22 protein-coding genes are annotated in these 23,080 nt (G+C 41.6%); 17 read left to right on the forward strand and 5 right to left on the reverse strand.

What is annotated here, in order from left to right; all coding sequences use genetic code 11:
• Nucleotides 1-18 precede the first annotated feature (18 nt).
• Nucleotides 19-585 carry a class D sortase gene (locus ACTJJD_RS10020; protein ID WP_025207002.1) on the forward strand — a complete coding sequence of 189 codons (567 nt, stop codon included), beginning with the start codon at nucleotides 19-21 and terminating at the stop codon, nucleotides 583-585.
• 34 nt (nucleotides 586-619) lie between these two features.
• On the opposite strand, the gene ACTJJD_RS10025 is transcribed toward ACTJJD_RS10020, so the two are convergent.
• A complete protein-coding gene (locus ACTJJD_RS10025; RefSeq protein ID WP_108611627.1) occupies nucleotides 620-1,522 on the reverse strand; it encodes an RluA family pseudouridine synthase in 903 nt (300 codons plus the stop codon).
• A gap of 108 nt (nucleotides 1,523-1,630) precedes the next feature.
• Between ACTJJD_RS10025 and ACTJJD_RS10030 the strand changes: the two genes are divergently transcribed.
• The 3 genes from ACTJJD_RS10030 to ACTJJD_RS10040 all read left to right on the forward strand — a co-directional run bounded on the left by ACTJJD_RS10030 (nucleotide 1,631) and on the right by ACTJJD_RS10040 (nucleotide 4,498).
• Complete coding sequence (locus ACTJJD_RS10030) at nucleotides 1,631-1,972, forward strand: DUF5365 family protein (protein ID WP_178929977.1); 342 nt, start codon at nucleotides 1,631-1,633, stop codon at nucleotides 1,970-1,972.
• 307 nt (nucleotides 1,973-2,279) lie between these two features.
• Nucleotides 2,280-2,945, forward strand: coding sequence for an HAD family hydrolase (locus ACTJJD_RS10035; protein WP_017366913.1), 666 nt, complete (start codon nucleotides 2,280-2,282; stop codon nucleotides 2,943-2,945).
• Between the two features lie 14 nt (nucleotides 2,946-2,959).
• On the forward strand, nucleotides 2,960-4,498 hold the full coding sequence (locus tag ACTJJD_RS10040) for a bifunctional GNAT family N-acetyltransferase/carbon-nitrogen hydrolase family protein (protein WP_007497061.1): 1,539 nt from the start codon (nucleotides 2,960-2,962) through the stop codon (nucleotides 4,496-4,498).
• 45 nt (nucleotides 4,499-4,543) lie between these two features.
• On the opposite strand, the gene ACTJJD_RS10045 is transcribed toward ACTJJD_RS10040, so the two are convergent.
• Entirely contained in the window at nucleotides 4,544-4,960 is a 417-nt protein-coding gene (locus tag ACTJJD_RS10045) for a hypothetical protein (protein WP_024719949.1), read from the reverse strand.
• Between the two features lie 166 nt (nucleotides 4,961-5,126).
• Between ACTJJD_RS10045 and ACTJJD_RS10050 the strand changes: the two genes are divergently transcribed.
• From ACTJJD_RS10050 to ACTJJD_RS10100, 11 genes are all read left to right on the forward strand, one after another.
• Nucleotides 5,127-5,543 (forward strand): VOC family protein, encoded by a 417-nt coding sequence (locus ACTJJD_RS10050; RefSeq protein WP_047946633.1) that lies wholly within the window; start codon nucleotides 5,127-5,129, stop codon nucleotides 5,541-5,543.
• A gap of 83 nt (nucleotides 5,544-5,626) precedes the next feature.
• The gene (locus tag ACTJJD_RS10055) at nucleotides 5,627-6,544 is read left to right on the forward strand and encodes an AEC family transporter (RefSeq protein ID WP_440608354.1); all 918 of its coding nucleotides are present in this window, start codon (nucleotides 5,627-5,629) and stop codon (nucleotides 6,542-6,544) included.
• 28 nt (nucleotides 6,545-6,572) lie between these two features.
• Nucleotides 6,573-8,165, forward strand: coding sequence for a PucR family transcriptional regulator (locus ACTJJD_RS10060; protein WP_440608355.1), 1,593 nt, complete (start codon nucleotides 6,573-6,575; stop codon nucleotides 8,163-8,165).
• A gap of 241 nt (nucleotides 8,166-8,406) precedes the next feature.
• Entirely contained in the window at nucleotides 8,407-9,744 is a 1,338-nt protein-coding gene (locus tag ACTJJD_RS10065; RefSeq protein ID WP_057079762.1) for an aspartate aminotransferase family protein, read from the forward strand.
• Nucleotides 9,745-9,906: 162 nt separating this feature from the next.
• A complete protein-coding gene (locus ACTJJD_RS10070; protein WP_017360356.1) occupies nucleotides 9,907-10,464 on the forward strand; it encodes a glycerol-3-phosphate responsive antiterminator in 558 nt (185 codons plus the stop codon).
• A gap of 215 nt (nucleotides 10,465-10,679) precedes the next feature.
• The gene (locus ACTJJD_RS10075) at nucleotides 10,680-11,495 is read left to right on the forward strand and encodes an MIP/aquaporin family protein (protein WP_008349011.1); all 816 of its coding nucleotides are present in this window, start codon (nucleotides 10,680-10,682) and stop codon (nucleotides 11,493-11,495) included.
• 15 nt (nucleotides 11,496-11,510) lie between these two features.
• Entirely contained in the window at nucleotides 11,511-13,007 is a 1,497-nt protein-coding gene (gene glpK, locus ACTJJD_RS10080) for a glycerol kinase GlpK (RefSeq protein WP_007497075.1), read from the forward strand.
• 139 nt (nucleotides 13,008-13,146) lie between these two features.
• Nucleotides 13,147-14,808, forward strand: coding sequence for a glycerol-3-phosphate dehydrogenase (glpD, locus tag ACTJJD_RS10085; protein WP_039169256.1), 1,662 nt, complete (start codon nucleotides 13,147-13,149; stop codon nucleotides 14,806-14,808).
• A gap of 144 nt (nucleotides 14,809-14,952) precedes the next feature.
• On the forward strand, nucleotides 14,953-16,698 hold the full coding sequence (locus tag ACTJJD_RS10090) for a phospho-sugar mutase (RefSeq protein ID WP_096881181.1): 1,746 nt from the start codon (nucleotides 14,953-14,955) through the stop codon (nucleotides 16,696-16,698).
• Nucleotides 16,699-16,849: 151 nt separating this feature from the next.
• On the forward strand, nucleotides 16,850-17,995 hold the full coding sequence (locus ACTJJD_RS10095) for a GAF domain-containing sensor histidine kinase (RefSeq protein WP_406886431.1): 1,146 nt from the start codon (nucleotides 16,850-16,852) through the stop codon (nucleotides 17,993-17,995).
• A complete protein-coding gene (locus tag ACTJJD_RS10100; protein ID WP_007497084.1) occupies nucleotides 17,992-18,642 on the forward strand; it encodes a response regulator in 651 nt (216 codons plus the stop codon). The genes ACTJJD_RS10095 and ACTJJD_RS10100 overlap by 4 nt, the downstream gene beginning before the upstream one ends.
• A 158-nt stretch (nucleotides 18,643-18,800) precedes the next feature.
• Here the strand turns inward: ACTJJD_RS10100 and ACTJJD_RS10105 are convergent, their stop codons facing one another.
• On the reverse strand, nucleotides 18,801-19,049 hold the full coding sequence (locus tag ACTJJD_RS10105; RefSeq protein WP_008349000.1) for a YhdB family protein: 249 nt from the start codon (nucleotides 19,047-19,049) through the stop codon (nucleotides 18,801-18,803).
• Nucleotides 19,050-19,240: 191 nt separating this feature from the next.
• On the opposite strand from ACTJJD_RS10105, the gene ACTJJD_RS10110 reads away from it, so the two are divergent.
• Nucleotides 19,241-19,561: a YqzG/YhdC family protein gene (locus tag ACTJJD_RS10110; protein ID WP_370539199.1), complete on the forward strand. Its 321-nt coding sequence runs from the start codon at nucleotides 19,241-19,243 to the stop codon at nucleotides 19,559-19,561.
• A gap of 45 nt (nucleotides 19,562-19,606) precedes the next feature.
• On the opposite strand, the gene ACTJJD_RS10115 is transcribed toward ACTJJD_RS10110, so the two are convergent.
• Both ACTJJD_RS10115 and ACTJJD_RS10120 read right to left on the reverse strand, forming a co-directional pair.
• Nucleotides 19,607-21,082: a catalase gene (locus ACTJJD_RS10115; RefSeq protein ID WP_024719958.1), complete on the reverse strand. Its 1,476-nt coding sequence runs from the start codon at nucleotides 21,080-21,082 to the stop codon at nucleotides 19,607-19,609.
• A gap of 160 nt (nucleotides 21,083-21,242) precedes the next feature.
• The gene (locus tag ACTJJD_RS10120; RefSeq protein ID WP_007497090.1) at nucleotides 21,243-21,674 is read right to left on the reverse strand and encodes an Rrf2 family transcriptional regulator; all 432 of its coding nucleotides are present in this window, start codon (nucleotides 21,672-21,674) and stop codon (nucleotides 21,243-21,245) included.
• Between the two features lie 184 nt (nucleotides 21,675-21,858).
• Here ACTJJD_RS10120 and ACTJJD_RS10125 point away from each other — a divergent pair, with 184 nt between their 5' ends.
• Nucleotides 21,859-23,058: a globin domain-containing protein gene (locus tag ACTJJD_RS10125; protein ID WP_079920240.1), complete on the forward strand. Its 1,200-nt coding sequence runs from the start codon at nucleotides 21,859-21,861 to the stop codon at nucleotides 23,056-23,058.
• Nucleotides 23,059-23,080: the final 22 nt, after the last annotated feature.

The raw sequence follows: 23,080 nt of genomic DNA on the forward strand, positions 1-23,080 counted from the left end.
AGACAAAGGAGTTAACGCATGAAAAAATGGCTTGCAGTGATTGTCATGTCAGCGGGAATTGTGGTGCTTGGCTGGGGAATCTGGCAAATCGCTTCTACTCACCTACAAACAGCACATTCTTTAGAGGAAGCAAAAAAGGTCGTAGAAACTGATCAAGGGATGACAAAGGAAAAATTTTCACCTGAAATGGGGAAAGCCTCTGGCATCCTGACCATTCCGAAATTAAAAGCCGATTTGCCGATTGTTGAAGGGACAGATGCGGACGACCTTGCCAAAGGCGTCGGTCATTACAAAGGCAGTTATTACCCTGATCAAAATGGACAAATCGTTTTGTCGGGACACAGGGATACGGTCTTCCGCCGGACTGGTGAACTGGATATTGGGGATCAGCTGAAAATCACTGTACCGTATGGTGAGTTTGTTTATGAAATTACGCATACGAAAATTGTGGATCAGCATGATACATCCATTATTACCTTACAAAATAAAAAAGAAGAGCTTGTGTTAACCACATGCTATCCATTTCATTTTGTCGGCAACGCACCAGAGCGGTACATTATTTATGCGAAAAGAGCATCTGTCTAACGTCAAAAGAGCCTGTATGATCAGGCTCTTTTTTCTACATATTGTCCATTAATTCAGCCATATCAGGTGGGAGCGGTGCTTCTATCGTCAGCTTTTCACCTGTGAATGGATGGTTCATGTCTACTTGTTTGGCATGAAGGGCGCACCTGTTTATCAGGTCACGCTTCCCGCCATATAATGTATCGCCAGCTAAAGGATGCCCGAGACTGCTAAGATGGACCCGAATTTGATGCGTTCTGCCTGTTTCTAATCGCAGCTTAACGGCCGTCATCTGTAAACGTTTATTGAGATGGAAGACCTCATAATGAGTCTTGGCGCTTTGACCAGTAGGAGAAACCCTCCTTCTGACGGCATGGTGTTTATCACGTCCAATGGCTGCTTGGATCGTTCCTTTCTTTTTCTTAAACAGTCCTTGTGCGATGGCAAGATACGTTCTGTTAATCGCTTTTTTTGAAAGCATTTGATCGAGTACAGCATGTGCCAACCTGTGTTTGGCAAAAATAACGGTGCCGCTTGTGTCTTGATCCAGCCTATGTATATGTCTGACCCGCTTTTCTTCTCCATTTGCTTGAAAATGGAAAGCGACTAGGTTCGCCAGCGTACCTGTTTGTCCTTTTTCATTTGGATGCGTCGGCCTTCCAGCAGGCTTTTGGACAACTAATAAATGCTCGTCTTCAAAGAGTACCTCTAATTCACCGTATTCTGGCGTCACATCACTTTCTTCCGTCTCAAATAAATCAATGAGAATCTGATCACCTGTACTCACTTTTGCAGCATGGTGGGCAGGTTTTTGATTGAGACGGACTTTTTGGTGCTCCATCCAAAAATGGATAATCGGTTTAGAGGCAGACACTTCCTCTTTTAAAAATTGACTTAAGGAAATGCCATTTTGCTGCTCACCTACTTTTAGGGAGAGCGTGTGTCCTTTTATGATCATGATATTCGTCCTCTCTTTGGGTATATATAGGAAACACTTACCTTAGCGAATGACTTTTTTTCTGTGCTATTCTGAATGGAGTAATAACGACAGAGAGGTAGATGCCACGTGAGATTAATGAAAGCTGCGACAGACCTTCAAGAGCAGGCAATTGAAGAAGTATCAAAGGAAATTGAAGATCTTTTATCCCATTCTGTCAATGGAGAAGCGCAGGAAAAACAATCCCCGCTTACATTCATTGATGGTGTGTATAACGGGACAATGGATGATGCTTTTCGTATCTTATCAGGTCTTCAGCTATTACATACCATTATTTTAAAGCCGAAGCGACATATCACAAAACGAGATCGTGAGTTATTTGAACTCAACCGTGAACAAGTTAATGCGTGCGGCTTTTCTTTCCCGTTTGATTTAGATGATTTTGCAGGCCGTCACCTTCAAAATGCGTAAAAGTTGGTGTGAACTTCCTTGTTAACTTACAAGGTCGTCGCACATACTATTTTTAAGGGAACGGAGAAACCTTCAAGATCTGTAATACCAATTCCGCTCTTTTTCAACAATGTCTATTCTCCACGAATCGGAGCGCTTGGATCTCTTGCAGAAAGAATCGAACATGAAAGGAGCCTGACAAAACGATGCAGGCTCCTTTTATACATAATCATTTTAGCAGACATTCATCTTTGAAAGTCAATTTTATTCACGATATGATAGCAGTATGGAAGATATTTCAGACTTTCGGAAAAAAGGAGTGGCCTCTTTGGTAAAGGCGATTATATTTGATTTTGATGGATTAATTTTAGATACAGAAACACATGAATATGAGGTTCTGCAGGAAATGTTTGCGGAGCATGAATCGGAGTTGCCTCTGTCTGTATGGGGAAATGTGATTGGAACGCAGGCAGGTTTTAAGCCTTTTGAATATTTGGAAGAGCAGTTAGGGAAGACATTAGATCATGAGGCACTCACAGAAGACCGGCGTTCACGTTTTCAAAAGAGAATGAAGGACGAAGCAGCAAGACCTGGTGTAGAAGCTTATTTAGAAGCGGCAAAGGAGCTTGGAATTAAGATTGGACTTGCTTCCAGCTCAGATTATAAATGGGTGTCTGATCACCTGAAACAAATTGGACTTTTCGATTACTTTGAATGTATCCGCACGTCAGACGATGTGGAAGAAGTGAAACCTCACCCAGAACTTTATTTGCAAACCGCACAATGCTTAGGCGTTGAGCCAAAAGATTGCGTGGCATTTGAGGACTCTGTGAATGGGTCAATCGCTGCCAAACGAGCGGGTATGAAATGTGTCATCGTGCCAAATAAAGTGACGAGCACACTGCAGTTTGAAGAATATGATGCGAGATTAGAATCCATGGCTGAAATCGAATTGCTCCAGCTATTCCATCAGCTTGAAAAAGAGGATCAGTAAGGGGGCAATACATCATGGCAGAAAAACTAGATTTAACGCGATTTGAAAAAAGAATGGTGATTCGAAATATTAGAGAAGAAGATATCGACCGAATCATTGCGTTGCAAGAGGTATGCTTTCCAGGCATGGACCCTTGGAAAAAAGAGCACCTTGAAAGCCACCTTGAACATTTCCCAGAAGGCCAGTTCTGTGCGGAATTCGAGGGAGAAATCATTGGCTCATGTTCAAGTTTATTAATTAACTTTGATGAATACGATGATCGTCACACATGGCAGGACATCACAGATGATGGATATATCACAAACCATAATCCAGATGGGATGAATATGTACGGAATTGAAGTAATGGTCAGTCCTGAGTACCGCCGGATGAAAATCGGTCATCGTTTATACGAAGCAAGAAAAGATTTAGCGAGAAGATTAAATTTAAAAAGCATCATCATTGGCGGACGTATCCCGAATTATCATAAATATCAAGAGGAAATGACGCCTCGCCAATATGTAGAGCAAGTCATGCTACACCAAATTTATGATCCTGTGCTATCTTTTCAGCTGTTAAATGAATTTAGCCTGATGCGGATCAATCCGAATTACTTGCCGGATGATAAAGCTTCCAGTACGTACGCAACGCTAATGGAATGGAACAATGTCGATTATCGTCCGCAATCGAAAAGATATTATAAATCGGCGTTCCCAGTACGAATTTGTGTCATTCAATATGCAATGAAGCAAATTCATTCCTTTGAAGAGTTTATGAATCAAGTGGAGTATTACGTGGATGTGGCATCAGATGCGTCAGCTGACTTTGCCGTTTTCCCGGAAATCTTTACAACGCAGCTTATGTCATATTTAGAAGAGAGATCACCAAGTCTAGCAGTGCAGCGGATCACAGAATATACCGAGGACTACATTAATTTGTTTACAGATCTCTCGGTCAAGTACAACATTAATATCATCGGTGGTTCTCATTTCGTTGAAGAGGAAGGGAAAATCTATAATATCGCCTATTTATTTAGACGTGATGGAACGATTGAAAAGCAATACAAGCTGCATATCACTCCGAATGAAAGAAAATGGTGGGGGATTTCAGCTGGTGACCAAGTCCGGGTATTTGATACGGATTGCGGGAAAATTGCGATCCAAATTTGCTACGATATTGAATTCCCTGAGCTTGCTCGAATTGCAGCTGACAAAGGAGCGAAAATTATCTTCACTCCATTCTGTACAGAAGACCGTCAAGGCTATTTACGAGTACGTTACTGTGCGCAGGCGAGAGCGGTTGAAAATCAGATATATACGGTCATTTCTGGAACGGTCGGAAACCTTCCGCAAACAGAAAACATGGATGTCCAATATGCACAATCAGCAATCTTTGCACCATCTGATTTTGAATTCGCAAGAGATGGCATTGTAGGGGAATGCAACCCGAATATTGAAATGGTGGTTGTCGGTGATGTCGACTTAGAAATATTAAGAAGGCAGCGTCAAGATGGGACGGTTCGTCAGCTGAAAGACCGAAGAAGAGACGTGTACCATATTGAATATAAGAAATAATTAAAACAAGCGCCCCGCAGTTATGCGAGGCGCTTTTCTTTATGTTTACATTTTCTTTAATGCGAGTGTAGCAAAGTGGGCAATGCTTTTGGCAGCTAAAAATGGAACGTCTGATTTGACAAGAGATTGATAAATCGTTTTTTCTACTTGTTTCCATGTAAGAGCAGGCTCTTCTAAAAGATTTTTTAAATCAGGTCCTACATGCTGGTTGAAAAACTGCTCAAATTGTTCACGTTTTTCTTGTCCGGCAATCACTTCTAACTTTTGTAGCCACTTTTCTTGTTTTTGGAAAGATTGTTCGATGTTTTGTTTAATGGTGTCTGTTGTTGAAGGAAGCTGAAAATCACTTTCTGCTGTCACCTGCTTCGTTTGAATAGATGCAGCATCAGCTGTTTGTGTAATAGGTGAAGCGAATAAAAGGACAGAGGTGGAGAGCATCAAAGATTTTGCGATTGTTTTCATTAAGAAAACCTCCTAGTTCATTTAGTATTGTGCACTAGATTTATTATACATTTTTGTTAAAATAAGGTAATGGGGCTTACCGCTTATTTTTTCATGCGACAAAGGGATGCCAAATGAAAAGACGAATATACTGAATGGAAATGATGTTTTACAAAGGGAGAGGGATATGGGGCGAGAATCTAAACATCTGTATATCAATTTGCCGGTTAAGCATGTAAATGAGTCAAAGGCTTTCTTTGAACAGCTGGGTTTTGACTTTCAACAAGAACTGACGAATGAACATGCTGCTTGTTTTGTGATGAATGAGACGATCACAGTCATGCTGTTATCACTTAAGCATTTCCAATCCATTTCAGAGAAGGAATTGGTAGATGCCAGAAATGGCGCAGAGGTCATTATCTCTTTACAGGTCGAGACGAGGGAAGAGGTTGATGAGCTTGTAGAGCGTGCGATCGCAGCTGGTGGTTCACCGTTTAAGGAAAAACAAGACCATGATTTCATGTATGGCTGGAGCTTTCAGGATCGTGATGGTCATTTATGGGAAGTGTTTTATATGGATGAGGAGAGAAGCGACCTTTCATAAGGGTGCTTCTTTTTTATTGATGATCAGTGGTATGATAAGAGGGTAAAAAATAAGGAATTCATCTAGAGAAAAGTAGGTGCTGCATGGAGTTTTTACTTGTCTTAATGCCAGTGTTCGGCATATTCCTTATAGGGTATATTGGGCAGAAGACAATTGGTTTTGATATACATACGCTTTCATCAATGTCTTTATATTTAATGTCACCATTTCTTGCGTTTGAAACCTTTTATCAAAATAAAGTATCGATGGACTATGTGTACTTATCTATATTTGTCGTAGGGCTTTGTCTTTCACTTGTTTTATGTGTCTTCATTTTATCTCGAATTTACGGGTATTCGAATGAAACGTATTGTGCCATGATTTTGTCATCAGCATTTATGAATAATGGAAATTACGGCACGCCTGTTGTCCTTCTTGTTTTTGGAGCAGCTGGTTTAGATATTGCGATTGTGCTAATGGTCCTTCAGCAGCTCGTCATGAGTACGATCGGCATGTATTATGCAGCAAAAGGTGGAGAGGACGCGGGAGACTTGAAGATCGTTCTAAAAAAAGTGCTGCGTATGCCGGTTGCTTACGGGGCTCTTCTTGGTTTATTATTTCAGCTCATTGACCTTTCATTACCTAAAGAGCTTATGACAGGTGTTCAGCTGGTCGGGGATGCAGCGATACCAACGATTATGCTGATTTTAGGTATGCAGCTCGCAGTGATTTCTTTTAAACAAGTGGATTATCGCAATATTTCCTATGCGGTGCTGCTCAAGCTGTTTATTTCACCTCTCATCGCCTTTGGTTTTACACTTATTTTACCTGTAGATGATTTGGTGAAACAAATTATGATTTTAGTTGCAGCGATGCCGACAGCGGCGAATACAACACTGATGGCTGTGCAATTTCGAACGAAGCCTGAGTTTGTCTCAAGCACGACGTTTCTCAGTACGATTTTAAGTATTGTGACTTTACCTGTTTTATTATGGATTTTATCCATGCACCCTCTGGGATAGGGGACGGCAAACAAAGGGGGACTTATGAATGAATGTAGATGTTCATTTTCAAGTAAGTGATGTGTTAAAAACGAAGCATTTTACGCATGCGAAAGTGTTAGCTGGGGAAAAGGGATTGTTTCGGCAGGTAAAATGGGTACATGTACTTGAAGTGCCTGCTGTAGAGGATTTGTTAAACGGAGGCGAGCTGATCTTAACGACGGCCGCAGGCTTCCATGATCAATTGGAAGTCTTTCAGGCATTTTTAAGGCAGTTGATTGACTCAGGTGCGGCTGGACTATGTATTGAATTTGTACCGCTCCGGTTTGATGTACCGGAAGAACTGATTATTTATGCAGAAGAACGTGATTTTCCGCTTATTCTGTTTACAAAAGAAGTGAAGTTCGTCAATATTACACAGCATCTCCATACGATGATGATTGAGCGTCAGTATCAGATGATGGCGGATTTAGAAACACTGTCGTCCAAGTTGAATGAGCTTTTATTGACTCCTCATCCGCAGATGGATATTTTGGATCAAGTGTATCAGCACGTGAGAGGGATTCTTTTGTTGATCCCTGTTCAAGGTGAGCCGATTATTTTATGTGATTCTTCCAAACAAACAGAAGAGCTTGTGATGAATTATTTGCAATATGCTTCATTACCAAAAGGATATGAAGTGACGCAAAAACAAGTCCTTGCACTCAAACAAACCTTTGCAGACCTCGTCCTCATTCATCAATCGAACACGCTCTCGGAATTTGAACTGCTTGTGATGGATAAAGGAGCGAATGCCCTTGCCCAGCAAACATTAAGAGAGCTGTATACAGAAGAGCTGAAGAAGACAAAAGAGAATGAATGGCTGCAAAAATGGTTTCATGAAGATCATACAGAAAGAGAGATCATAGAACACCTTGAGGAAACAGAAGGACTGAAAAAACCGACCGGCTGTGTGGTGATGCTCTTTCAAAAAAACCACCAAATAGAAGAAATCGCAGGGAATCTTTATTTTCTTGTCTCTTGCCGTTCTATTTTTCAGCGTGCTGGTTTCTATTTGATTGTTTACGAGCATCAAGGACAAACCTTATTTATTTTATTGAATACAAGAAAAGTTGAGGACTGGAAAGAGCGTGCAGAAAAAGCGGCAAACGACATCACGCAATTATATGACCGTGAGAAGCCCGGCGAGGCAGTCATCAATTATGGAATCGGTTCATATTGTGAGCAATTTCAGTACATGAGAAAAAGTTTTCAAGCAGCGAAAGAAGTGCTGCATTTAAAGAAAGTGATGCCGCAGCGGGTAGAAAGCCCATTTTATCAAGATTTACATATGCTTCGATTGATGCCTGTCATGAAAGAAAGCGGGTTATTAGAATGCATGGTGAAAGAGTATTTGGAGCCGGTGATTCTATATGATAAACAAAATAGCGGAAGGCTCTATCAGACGCTGAATATCTTTTTACAGACAAACGGTTCTAAAAAAGAAACCGCAAGCCAGCTCTATATTGTGAGGCAGACGCTTTATCACAGATTGGATAAGCTTCATGCTTTACTTGGTGAGGATATGATGCAAGCGCCAAAACGTCAAGCGCTTGAATTTGCGATCCTTGCTTATGAATTTTTACAGGGGAATCGCCATTAACGGTATATGTTAGATTTGCCAAGGGATCAAGTAGAGTGTCTCATGGTTCTTTTCAATCAGTTGACGATCTGTCTAATGTAATGTGTCTGGCCCCTTTTTTATAATGAGAGTAACGACACGGGCGGTCTTGTTTCAGTTTCATATGCCTCACTTTTTATCCATATAATGAATGGAGAGGTCATATGCAGGACCGGTTTAAGCTTCTTTGATGATGAAAACGGATACATGGGGGCGTGGGAAGATGAAAACACATAACGCACAAGATCTTCAGGCGAAAGATGATCAGTTCATTTGGCATCATATGAAAGGGACAAACAAAGAAAATGAAAGTATGGTGATTCATGAGGCAGAAGGCGCATGGGTGACAGATATTCATGGAAATCGCTATTTAGACGGGATGTCAGGGTTGTGGTGTGTAAATGCCGGATATGGACGTAAAGAGCTTGCAGAAGCGGCGTATAGGCAATTAAATACGATGCCTTACTACCCACTGACACAAAGCCATGTGCCAGCGATTCAGCTGGCTGAGAAGCTCAATGAATGGCTAGGCGGGGACTATGTGATTTTCTTTTCTAACAGTGGTTCTGAAGCGAACGAAGCGGCATTTAAAATAGCCAAACAATATCATGCGCAAAAGGGAGAGAGTACACGAACAAAATTCATTTCCCGATATCGATCGTATCATGGCAATACAGCAGCAGCTCTAGCCGCAACGGGTCAAGCGCAGCGTAAGTACAAATATGAACCGTTAGGGCAGGGGTTTATCCATGTCGCACCGCCTGATATGTACCGGCATCCTGAAGATCAAGAGAGCTTGGCAAGTGCTGATGCAATCGATCAAGCTATGACGTGGGAATTAAGTGAGACCATTGCTGGCGTCATCATGGAGCCGATGATTACAGGAGGCGGTATCTTAATGCCGCCAAAAGGATATTTGAAGAAGGTGAAAGAAATCTGTGAAGATCATGGGGCGCTCCTCATTGTGGATGAAGTGATATGCGGCTTTGGCCGGACAGGAAAGCGGTTTGGATTTATGCATGAAGAGGTAAAACCAGATATTATCACCATGGCAAAAGGGATCACAAGTGGATATTTACCGCTATCTGCAACGTGCGTGAAACGAGACATTTATGAAGCGTATGCAGGAGAAGATACGTATGACAGGCTACGGCATGTGAATACATTTGGCGGTCACCCTGCTTCCTGTGCGGTTGCGCTTGCTAACCTAGAGATCATGGAAAACGAGCAATTAGTGGAGCGGTCAGGCAAGCTTGGCCAAGACATGCTCGATCGTTTGCAAGAGTTAAAAGAGCATCCATTTGTCGGTGATGTGAGAGGAAAAGGCCTGCTGTTTGGGATTGAGCTTGTGCAGGATCAGGCGTCAAAAAAGCCAGCTGATCCAAGTGTAGTCGGTCAATTGATTGCAGAATGTAAAAAGCGGGGATTGATCATCGGGAAAAATGGCGATACAGTGGCTGGCTATAATAACGTGGCACAGCTAGCACCACCGCTAAATATCACTGATGAAGACGCCTCATTCATTATCCATACTTTAAAAGAAAGCATGGCACAATTATAGCAGAGAGATTTCTCTGCTTTTTTCTATGTCCAAAAGGATCAGGTCTTAATCGACCTGCTAGGCTGAATGGTCAATGGGCACACTAGGTGTATTGAAAAAAACATGCGATTCTATTACTGTAAGGAGAAGATAGAACCAATACACATTAGAAGGAGACGGCATATGAGTTTTCATGATCAACCCATTCTACCTGCTGTTCGCAATATGAAGCAATTTGAGGAATTTTTAAAAAGTCCATTTACATATGGGGTCTTACTAGATGTTCACTTAGGGCGGCTTAAGGGCATCATGAATGAGGCGAATGCGCATCATAAAAAAATGTTTGTCCATGTCGATCTCATTCACGGAATCAAACATGATGAGTACGGAACGGAATTTATTTGTCAGGAAATGAAACCAGCTGGCATTATTTCTACTAGGTCTTCTGTCATAGTAAAAGCCAAGCAGAAAAAGGTATATGCCATCCAGCGAATGTTTTTACTTGATACAAGTGCGATGGAAAAAAGCATGGAGTTTGTCGGGAAACATCGTCCGGATTTTATTGAAGTATTGCCGGGTGTCGTGCCAGATTTAATTACAGAAGTGCGCGAAAGAGCTGGAATACCAATATTTGCAGGAGGGTTTATTCGAACAAAAGAAGATGTAGAAAGGGCACTTGCAGCAGGGGCGACAGCTGTCACCACATCGAATACAGAGCTTTGGAAAGCGTTCCAAAAGTGAAAAAGATAAAATGTGAAAATTGATTGACAACGTTTTCATCCTCTGTTACTATAGCACTAAGTTAATATCATGTGATGGAGAAACGGAGATCCACAACGACGCTTTACTAGGTGACAAATGACCCTGATGTAAAGTATGTTTGTTGTGGATCTTTTTTCTTTATCTTTTCTACACATTTATAGGGGATGGCAACTGAACCAGAGGAGGAATTTTTCATGACACCATTTTGGGGTGAAGTCGTTGGTACAATGCTTCTTATTATTTTCGGAGGCGGTGTGTGTGCGGCAGTCAGTTTAAAGAAATCGCTCGCTTACCAGTCCGGCTGGATTGTAATCGCTTTCGGATGGGGATTTGCAGTAGCGATTGCAGCTTATGCCACTGGAGGAATCAGCGGTGCACATTTAAACCCGGCGCTGACAATAGGTCTTGCACTAGAAGGAAGTTTTCCTTGGGCTGATGTTCCAATGTATATTGTCGGTCAAATGCTTGGCGCATTACTCGGAGCTATTATTGTCTTCTTACATTACTTACCACACTGGAAAGCGACAGACGATCCAGGTGCAAAACTAGGCGTATTCTCAACTGGTCCTGCGATTCCGCATACTTTTGCAAACGTGCTCAGTGAAGTCATTGGTACATTTGTATTGGTGGTAGGAATTTTAGCGATTGGTGCAAATAAATTTGCAGACGGAGTCAATCCGCTGATTGTTGGTTTCTTAATTGTCGCAATTGGTCTTTCATTAGGTGGTACAACTGGTTACGCAATTAACCCTGCACGTGATTTAGGTCCAAGAATCGCACATGCCATTCTGCCGATTCCAGGTAAAGGTCCATCAAATTGGAAATATGCTTGGGTTCCTGTTGTTGGTCCAATTTTGGGCGGTGCATTTGGCGGTGTTTTCTATAATGCAGCCTTTAAAGCGAACGTCACACCAGCCTTTTGGATTGTAAGCGTTATTTTAGTTGTGGTATTGTTAGGACTCTATGTTTCTACGAAAAACCAGACAAATGCTGTCAATGAAAGTATGTAAGGGGAGGAAAACACCATGGCAAAAGAAAAATATATTCTCGCATTAGATCAAGGGACAACAAGCTCAAGAGCGATCTTATTTGATCAAGAAGGTAAAATTGCCCATACAGCTCAGAAGGAATTCAATCAATATTTTCCGAACCCAGGCTGGGTAGAACACAATGCAAATGAAATTTGGAGCTCTGTTCTATCAGTTATTTCAACTGCTTTAATCGAATCAGGAATTGAAGCAGATCAAATCGCCGGTATCGGAATTACGAACCAGCGTGAGACAGCTGTTGTTTGGGATAAACATACAGGCGCACCCGTTTACAATGCAATTGTTTGGCAGTCACGACAAACATCTGGTATATGTGATGAGCTAAAAGCGCAAGGGCACGATGAAACGTTTAGAAATAAAACGGGTCTACTCATTGATGCTTATTTCTCAGGTACTAAAGTGAAATGGATTTTAGACAATGTCGAAGGTGCTCGTGAGAAAGCAGAAAATGGTGACTTGCTGTTTGGCACAATTGATACATGGCTCATTTGGAAAATGACTGGCGGTCAATCACACGTGACAGATTATTCAAATGCATCAAGAACGTTAATGTTCAATATTTACGATCTGAAATGGGATGAAGAACTACTTGATATTTTAGGTGTTCCAGCTTCCATGCTGCCAGACGTCAAACCATCATCACACATTTATGGTGAAACAACAGACTATCACTTCTTCGGTAAAAATATTCCGATTGCAGGAGCGGCAGGAGATCAGCAGTCTGCGTTATTCGGTCAGGCTTGCTTTGAAGAAGGAATGGCGAAGAACACATATGGTACAGGATGTTTCATGTTGATGAATACAGGGGAAAAAGCAATTAAGTCGGATCATGGATTGTTAACGACGATTGCATGGGGCATTGACGGCAAAGTTGAATATGCTTTAGAAGGAAGTATTTTCGTTGCTGGCTCAGCGATCCAGTGGCTGCGTGATGGACTTAGAATGTTTAAAGACTCAAAAGACAGTGAAGCTTATGCTGAGCGTGTTGAGTCAACAGACGGCGTATATGTCGTACCAGCATTCGTTGGTTTAGGCACACCATATTGGGATAGTGATGTCCGAGGCGCTGTATTCGGTTTAACACGCGGTACTTCTAAAGAGCACTTTGTTCGTGCAACGTTAGAATCACTTGCTTATCAAACGAAAGATGTTTTAGATGCGATGGAAAAAGATTCAAACATCTCACTTAAAACATTGCGTGTCGATGGCGGGGCTGTAAAGAATGATTTCTTAATGGGCTTCCAAAGTGATTTGCTCGATGTACCAGTAGAACGTCCAGAAATTAATGAAACGACGGCACTCGGTGCGGCCTATCTTGCGGGAATAGCAGTTGGCTTCTGGAACGACCGTTCAGACATTGCAAAACAATGGAACCTTGACAAGCGCTTTGAACCTAAAATGGAAGAAGACAGCCGTGACTCGTTATACAGCGGGTGGAAAAAGGCTGTAAAAGCAGCTCAAGCTTTCAAATAAACAAAAAGTATGGTATACTTCAAGTAAGTTAATAGAACGGTTGGAGAACTGGAGAGACCGCAAGCACCGAAGTGTAGAAATACGCTTTGGGTGTTTGCGGTCTCTTTTTCTTTACCGTACAACATGGGAGGAACAAGAGATGACTTTTTCTAGCTTAGAAAGAGAACAAATGCTTCAGGACATGACAAAAAAACCATATGATGTGTTTATCATTGGTGGGGGTATTACTGGCGCTGGTACAGCACTTGATGCGGCTTCACGCGGAATGCGTGTCGGTCTTGCGGAAATGCAGGACTTCGCAGCAGGTACGTCTAGCCGCTCAACGAAACTTGTACACGGCGGACTTCGTTATTTAAAACAATTTGAAGTGAAAATGGTCGCAGAGGTCGGTAAAGAGCGTGCCATCGTTTACGAAAACGGTCCTCATGTGACAACGCCAGAATGGATGCTTCTCCCGATGCATAAAGGCGGGACATTCGGTAAGTTTTCAACTTCAATCGGACTTAGAGTATATGACTTTTTAGCTGGCGTTAAGCATAGTGAACGTAGAAGTATGCTAAGTGCAAAAGAGACACTTGCAAAAGAACCACTTGTGAAAAAGGATGGCTTAAAAGGTGGGGGCTACTATGTTGAATACCGTACAGATGATGCACGCCTGACAATTGAAGTCATGAAAGAGGCTGTGAAATTCGGGGCAGAAGCGGTCAACTATGCGAAAGTAAAAGAATTTATTTATGATAAAGGCAAAGTTGTCGGTGTTGTCATTGAAGATGTCACAACACAGAAAACATACGATGTATATGCGAAAAAAATCGTCAATGCGACAGGTCCATGGGTCGATCAGCTAAGAGACAAGGACCACTCAAAAGAGGGGAAACATTTACAACATACAAAAGGAATTCACTTAGTATTTGACCAATCTGTTTTCCCATTAAAACAAGCAATCTACTTTGACACACCTGATAAACGGATGGTCTTTGCGATTCCAAGAGAAGGCAAAACGTACGTTGGTACAACAGATACAGTGTACAAAAAACAGCTGGAACATCCGCGTATGACAAAAGCAGATCGTGATTACGTGATCAAAGCCATTCAATATATGTTCCCAGATCTTCATATTACAGAGAAAGACGTTGAATCTAACTGGGCTGGTCTTCGTCCACTCATTCATGAAGAAGGCAAAGATCCTTCAGAAATTTCTCGTAAGGATGAGGTATGGACATCATCTTCAGGCTTAATCACGATTGCTGGCGGTAAATTAACAGGTTACCGTAAAATGGCTGAACACATTGTGAATCTTGTACGTGATGGACTTAAAGAGGAAACTGGAAAAGATTTTGGACCATGTAAAACGAAACATATGCCAATTTCAGGCGGGCATGTAGGCGGTTCAAAAAATATGGCATCCTTTGTTCAAGCGAAAACGGCAGAAGGAGCATCCGTTGGTTTGACAGAACCGATTGCACAAAAATTAGCTGAGAAATATGGCTCAAACGTCAGCAATGTCTTCAAGCGTGTGGAGCAGCTTCAAGGGGAAGCAGACAAACGAAATATTCCCGCATATGTGTTGGCTGAACTTGTCTATGCGATCGAAGAAGAATTGGCTGTTACACCTGTCGATTTCTTTTTGAGAAGAACAGGCAGCCTATTATTTAATATCAATTGGGCAAAAACGTATGCACAGCCTGTTGTTGACTATATGGCAGATCGTTTTGGCTGGGATGAAGCGACAAAACAGAAACATCAAACTGAATTAGACCGACTATTCCATGAAGCAGTCGTACCGCTTGATGCTGAATAAGTAAAAAGCCGATCGTGTATCGGCTTTTTTTATTTTGTTCATCGTTTTTTCATATGTTCATGATATAACATGACATGAAGGATAATTCCATATAAAATAACAGTAGATGTTATTTTATTGATGATAAGAGCTGGGAGGACGACCATGAGTTGGAATACGAATTATGAGCGTTGGATCAATGAGAAGCACCTGGATACTGAACTAAGGGAATGGCTGGAGGCACATCAAGATGATCATCAAGCGCTTGAAGACTGCTTCTACAAAAACCTTGAGTTTGGTACTGGAGGAATGCGCGGAGAAATTGGTGCTGGAACGAACCGAATGAATGTTTACACTGTTCGAAAAGCATCTGCTGGTCTTGCTGCGTATATTGCAGCACATGGAGAGGATGCAAAAAAAAGAGGCGTCGCCATTGCCTATGATTCACGCCATAAATCTCCTGAATTTGCGATGGAAGCGGCCAAAACACTTGCTTCGAGTGGCATTCAAACATACGTATTTGACGAACTGCGTCCGACACCAGAACTCTCTTTTGCAGTTCGAGAACTGAATGCTTTTGCAGGGATTGTTGTGACAGCAAGTCACAATCCGCCAGAATATAATGGCTATAAAGTTTATGGAGAAGATGGAGGCCAAATGCCCCCATTTGAAGCAGATCAAGTCATTAAAGAAGTAGATGCCATCGAAAATGAATTAGCCATTTCAGTGGAATCAGAAGAAGTATTGAAGCAAAATGGTTTGATCCGCATGATTGGTGAAGAAATCGATCAAGCGTATATGGAAAAATTAAAAACGATTCGTGTGCACCCTGAGCTTGCAAAAGAAGTCGATGTCAAAGTGGTGTTTACCCCGCTTCATGGGACGGCGAATAAACCTGTCCGAAACGGACTTCAGGCCTTTGGTTATAAGCATGTGACGGTTGTACCTGAACAGGAAAAACCAGATCCGCAATTCTCGACGGTTACGTCTCCAAATCCAGAGGAGCATGCCGCTTTTGAATACGCCATCAAGCTTGGCGAAAAGCAAAATGCTGATATTTTGATTGCGACAGATCCAGATGCAGATCGATTAGGTATCGCTGTGAAAAATCATGATGGTGAATTTACCGTTTTGACCGGCAACCAAACAGGCGCCTTACTACTTCATTATTTATTATCTGAAAAACAAAAACTAGGTCAGCTGCCGCCTCGCCCCGTTGTGATGAAAACGATTGTGACAAGTGAGCTTGGGCGTGCTGTTGCCTCAGCATTTGGAGCTGACACGATTGATACGCTCACTGGCTTTAAATTTATCGGAGAAAAAATCAAGCAGTTCGAGGAAAGCGGAGAATACACGTTTCAATTTGGCTATGAAGAAAGCTACGGCTATTTGATCGGTGATTTTGCACGAGATAAAGATGCAGTTCAAGCGGCGTTATTAGCAGTTGAAGTCGCAGCCTTTTATAAGAAACAAGGCAAGTCATTATATGATGCGCTTGTTGATATTTTTAAGGAATTTGGATTTTACAGAGAAGGGTTAAAGTCATTAACCTTAAAGGGGAAAGTAGGAGCAGAGCAGATTTCTGCTATTCTTCATACCTTTAGATCAAACCCGCCAGCTTCTATCGCCGGTCAGCGCATTACGGTCATTGAGGATTATCAATCAAGTCAAAGGCACCTTGTGGCTGAAAAGAAAGAAGAAACGATTCATCTGCCGGCATCAAACGTCCTGAAATATTTCCTTGAAGATGGCTCATGGTTTTGTTTACGACCTTCTGGTACGGAGCCTAAAGTCAAATTTTATATTGCAGTCAAAGGCACATCGTTAACAGACAGCGAAGAAAAGCTGAAACACTTATCAGAAGAAGTCATGAAAGTCGTCTATGACATTGTGGAAGAAACAGCTAAATAAAATATCACAAAGCCATCATGTCATGCATGATGGCTTTTTCTCAGTCAAAAGGATGAGAAAAAATCATCCTTTTTGAGAAAGGGCCGCACAGATGCTCATGGTATAATCAACATATTGATAAGAGAGGCAGTAAAAGCCGGGGGTACACACGATGGGAGATTACCAAGAAAAAGTCAAAACATTAAAAACGTTAAAAGAAATTGCTGAAAAGCTAAATGAAGGGATGGAAATGAAGGAAACGCTTCATGAAGTGCTTCATATGCTTATGGAAGTGACAGGCTTTCAAACAGCATGGATTTATTTTATAGAAGAAGACGGATCGTATGAACTAATGGCAGAAGTATGCTTACCTGAAGCGCTGGCAAAGGATCGAAAGCAATTGATGTGTCAAGACGATTGCTATTGCATCAACCGCTACACGAAAGGCTCACTGCAATCAGCTACCAATATCATCAATTGTAAACGGATTGAAACGGCGATTGAGCAAAAGCTTGGAGATACAGAAGGAATTACCCATCATGCAACCGTTCCGCTCCAAGCATGTAAGCGTACGTTTGGCTTATTAAATGTGGCGGCAAAAGGGAAGGTCACATTTACACAGGAGGAGCTGAATCTGCTTGAAAGTATTGCACTGCAAATTGGTACGGCTATTCAGCGCATGAAGCTTGTGCAAAATGAGCAGCAGCATGCACTTTTAGAAGAACGAAACCGACTTGCGCAGGATTTACACGATTCTGTGAATCAAATGCTGTTTTCCGTGAGTTTGACTGCAAAGGCAGCGCGTCAAATGACAAGTGATCAAAAATTAGGTGAAATGATTGATTTTATTCAGCATTTATCACAAGATGCCCTCATTGAAATGCGATCACTCATCTGGCAGTTAAGACCAAAAGGGCTTGAAAAAGGATTTACGACAGCGATTGAAGAGTATGCACAGCTTTTAGGTCTAAATTGTTCATTGTCTTTATCAGGCTGTATGGAAATAGATCATTCAAAGCACGAAACCTTATTTCGTGTATGCCAAGAAGCTCTAAATAATTGCCAAAAGCATGCGGGCGTTGAGAAAGTAGAGGTCAAACTGGAGCAATCAGGAGATACGTTTGGTATGAAAATCATCGATCAGGGAAAGGGATTTCAGTATGATGAACAAATGAGTCTTCCTTCATTTGGGCTGAAAGGGATGGCTGACCGTATCCGAAGAGCAGGAGGTACATTTTGCATCAATTCTGAGCTAGGTAAGGGAACGACGATTGATGTGAAAGTACCATTTTCTCAAGAAAGGAAGGGATTGTCATGAGGGTAGTTATTGCAGATGATCATCACATTGTCCGAAAAGGACTGGTCTTTTTCTTGCAAACCCAGCCAGATGTGGACATCGTTGGTGAAGCATCCAATGGAGAAGAGGCACTACAGGTAGTGAGGCAGACAAAGCCTGACATTGTCTTGATGGATCTTTCTATGCCTGTAATGAATGGGATTGAGGCGACAAAGCAAATGACGCTGGATATGCCGGATGTCCGCATTGTCATTCTGACAAGCTATGCAGATAAGGACTATGTGATCCCTGCTATCCAAGCGGGAGCAAAGGCTTATCAGCTCAAAGATGTAGCACCTGAAAAGCTTCTCACGACAATGATTGAGGTGCAAAATGGTACGTACCAGCTAGATGGTCATATTACAGCTTTTCTTGTCCAGCATCTAACTGAACCTAAAGAGCAGAAATGGGCATTGATGAACGAACTGACCAATAGAGAACGTGATGTCTTATTTGAAATCGCAAAAGGGAAAAGTAACAAAGAAATCGCCTCATCGCTGTTTATTTCTGAAAAGACTGTGAAAACTCACGTGTCTCATGTGTTATCAAAGTTAGAGCTGGCAGATCGAACTCAGGCCGCTCTATATGCGGTAGATTATCAAAAAAATCAGCCGAAAGAGCTGTTGTAAACAGTCATGGTGGATATTCCAAAAGACTTCATGAGTATTTCTCATGAAGTCTTTTCTTCTTTATGAAAGGTGGTGAGTAAAAGGCTGAAAACAAAGAGCTAAAATAAAGTTCATTCTAGCCCTATGTCAACAATCTGAAAGAAAATTAACCTTTTTCTTTATGTGTACATCGGTTCAGCATATGCTTCAGCAACGGCAGCCTCTGAAGCATGGTCGATATACTGCAGGAGTCCATATAAACATTTTTCAACATCTGCATCGTTCCGGTTAAATTGATACGCATGTAAGAAATGCTCAATACGTTTCGAGAGCAAATCATCTTGCGTACGGACCATAAGAATAAGTAAATTATCCCATTGCGAGCGATGCGTATAATAAAGTGCTTTATCATAATCCGCCACATTCATTAAACCTTCTCCTTTCCCTTGAGAAGTCCTCATTAGTTTGCTCGGATCAGGTCGACTTTTTCAGGGGAAAAGTTGGTGTCTGCATAAACTGGGTACCGGGAATTATAGGCTGAATAAATGCTTGATGTATGAAAAAGAACCAACCAGCAAAACCTAAACAAAATAGATATGAAAGTGAGAATATTGATATCATGCACCCGAAATTATGGATGCTTTTTGCAGCAGGAATTGTTTTATTCGGCAGTCTCATGGTTCATCCATCTTCACAAGCAGCCGAGCAGCCGGCAGAGAATTGGGAAAGACTTGCGTATACTGCCTTGCAAGATGAATATGAAGGCGCCGCTTTAAACGATTATCATTACATTGGACGTACACAAGTGAATGAAGATCAAACAAAAGATGTGTTTCGCGTGACCGTGAAGGAAGGCTCCACACGATTTGCAGCACATGCAGAAATTTATTTTCATCCGGTGACGGGTCATTTGATTAGTATTAACGTATTTCGGCTATAAAAAAGCACCTCTTTTAAAAAGAGGTGCTCCAGCTGAAAAGAAGATCTATTTCATGCTTCCTTGAAGATATGAGCGAATATCCACACCGAGTGAATCCGCTAAACGCTGTCCATAATCTTCATCTGCACGATAGAAGTTGCAGATCGCAAGTAATTTCGTTTTTTCATTTACGTCTTTCAAGTCAGCTGTCAAGTTTTTGATCAATGCTTGTTTCTCTTCTTCAGAGTAGCTTCGATATTTTTCTCCAGCTTGTTTGAAATCGTTTGGTTTTTCGATTTTTTGTCTCACCATACGGTCACCGTGAAGAACCGGTTCACTTTCTTTGTAGTGAGGGTTTTCTTTTGGCTGATCGTCATAACGGTTTGGTTCATAGTTAATATGACCGCTTGGACGAGTTGTTGTCATAAAGCCATCCTGTTGGTTATTGTGAACAGGCGCATAAGGACAGTTCACTGGGATGCGCATGTAGTTTGCACCTAGGCGGTGACGCTGCGTGTCAGGATAAGAGAACAGACGACCTTGAAGCAGTTTGTCTTCAGATGCTTCAATTCCTGGTACTAGGGCACTTGGCGTGAAAGCAGCTTGCTCTGTTTCAGCAAAGAAATTTTCTGGATTGCGGTTCAGTGTCATGCGGCCCACTTTTTGCAGCGGATAATCTTCCTCGCTCCACGTCTTTGTCGGATCACATGGATCATAATCTAGTTCATCATAATCACTGAGCGGCATAAGCTGAACGTAAAGATCCCATGCTGGATAATTTCCTTTTTCAATACGATCATACAAGTCTCTTGTCGCATGCTGGAAGTCGTTTGCTTGAATTTCTGCAGCTTCTTCCATCGATAAATTGCGAATGCCTTCTGATGGTCTCCAGTGGTATTTCACATATTTTGTTTCTCCGTATTTGTTTACCCATCTAAACGTATGAACACCAGAACCGCGCATTTCAGCGTAGTTCGCAGGAATACCTTCGTCAGAGAAGAGCCATGTGAGCATATGAGTGGATTCAGGTGTTAACGTCATAAAATCCCAATAACGGTCAGGATCTTGAATGTTGGTTACAGGATCTGGCTTGAGAGAGTGAACCATATCAGGGAACTTGAGTGCATCACGAATAAAGAAGATCGGCAAGTTGTTCCCAACTAGGTCATAGTTGCCTTCTTCTGTATAAAATTTGACAGCGAAGCCGCGAGGGTCACGTAATGTTTCAGGCGAACCTTTAGGATGAATAACCGTTGAGAAACGGACAAAAACGTCTGTTTGTTTGCCTTTTTCACTTAAGAAGGCTGCTCTTGTATGTTTCTCCATGCTATTTTCTACTTCAAATACACCATAAGCGCCGGCGCCTCTTGCATGAACGACACGCTCTGGAATACGTTCACGGTCAAAGTGTGCAAGTTTTTCAATCAAATGGTAATCATCGAGAAATGAAGGCCCCCTGTGACCAGCAGTTCTAGAGTTTTGATTATCGCCAACTGGCACGCCTTGATTCGTTGTCAAATTTTTATGATTAGAATTTGTCATTCTTTTTCTCCTCCTGTAAACAAAAAATGGTTTCTAGCAATCTATATACCCTAATTATATTGAATCAAACATGATAGTCAATATTTATTTATAATTATTTTAAATAAATTATTATTACAAGGAGGTAAAGAAAAAGACGAAAGAAATAAATTCTTTCGCCTTAGAGCAGAAGCTCTCTTAGAGCATCTTTGTTTTGTGTTAAATCACTTAATGTGTATTGGTCAAGAACGCGTAAATAAGCAGTGAGAGCTTCATGAAGTACGTGCTTTAATGAACAAATCGGGGAGATAATACAGCTGTTTTTCTTCGGATCAAAGCATTCAACCATGACTAAATCATCCTCTGTATAGCGGACAACCTCACCAATATTAATGCTTTCTGGGCTTTTCCCCAGCCTAATCCCACCATTTCTTCCGCGGATCGTTTCTACATAACCACGTTTTCCTAGATGGTAAATTACCTTTGTCAGGTGATTTTTCGAAATGCCATAAATATCGGCAATCTGCTGAATATTTGACAGTTCATTGTTTTCTCTCGAAGCTAAATAAATGAGTACCCTTAATGAGAAATCTGTATAATTCGTAAGTTTCATTTGAACGACCTCTAAACCTAATAGAGTTTTGTATCATCGTAACACATTTTAGACAAAAACTGTTCGAGAAAGTGCTAAATGTGACAACATTTAAAACATGTATTATAAATATTGCTTTTATATGTTGTCTTCCATTACGATAAAGATGTATTTAAAATACATCTTTTTGAAAGAAGGAATAACGATGTTATCCACAGATCAAATGAATGCCATTAAACAATCAGCCCCTCTTCTAAAAGCTGAGGGAACAAAACTTGTGACAGTTTTTTATCAAAATATGATCAGACAGCATCCAGAGCTACTCAATCAGTTTAATAAAACAAATCTCATGAATGGAAGCCAGCCAGAGGCGCTTGCCGCAACACTCTATCAAGCTGCACTGCACATTGACCGCTTGGCAGACTTGCTTCCTGCTGTGAAACAAATTGCCCATAAGCATGTCAGTGTTATGGTGAAAAAAGAGCAGTACCCAATCGTCGGATATCACCTTCTTGAAGCAATGAAAGAGGTATTTGGGTTATCAGAGGAAGATGACACATTGTTGGCTTGGAAGGCTGCATATGACATCATTGCGAATATATTCATCACCATTGAGGCAGAAATGATGGCTGAAAATGTGAAACAAACTGGTGGATGGGCAGATGTCAAACCGTTTATTCTGAAGAAAAAGAAACAAGAATCTCCATCACTCATTTCCTTTTATTTAGTACCAGAGGATGAATCTGAGCTACCAATGTATGAAGCTGGTCAATACATTACGGTGCAGGTAGATATGCCGGGTGAAGCCTATGTATGCAGCAGACAATACAGTTTATCAGATCAATATCACCCATCTTACTATCGCATCACCGTGAAACGAGATGGGCATGTCTCCACATTCCTGCATGATGAAATGAGAGAAGGCGATGTTCTTCACGTCAGTATGCCGCAGGGAATGTTCTGTTTGCAAGATGATACAAAAGAACCTGTTTATTTGATTAGTGCCGGTTCTGGTGTCACACCAATGATTGGTCTAGTGAAAACAGCGTCGCATAACAATCAGCCATTCACGATGATTCATGCAGACAGACTAGAGGATGTAACCGCTTTTGAACAAGAGTATGAACACGTTCTCACTTCATCTCCAGAGGGGCGTATTATCCTTTGTAACGAACAATTTGAAAAGAGTGTAAAGAGTGAGCTGGTTGAGAAGGTGGCTACGCGGATTGACCGACCTTTCCTTCAATCAGTCATTGGTGAAGGAAAAGGCCAATTTTATGTTTGCGGTTCCCCAGCATTTACTCAAGAGATGATCCTTATTCTAAAAGCGATGGACATTCCGGAAGAGAATATCCATTTTGAAGCGTTCGGCGGGCAGTCCATGAAAGAGATGGAAGTCGTCTAAACAACTGGCTGAACATCATGTT

The sequence above is a fragment of the Bacillus sp. 22446 genome (genome assembly GCF_052044955.1).
GTDB lineage: Bacteria > Bacillota > Bacilli > Bacillales > Bacillaceae > Bacillus > Bacillus altitudinis.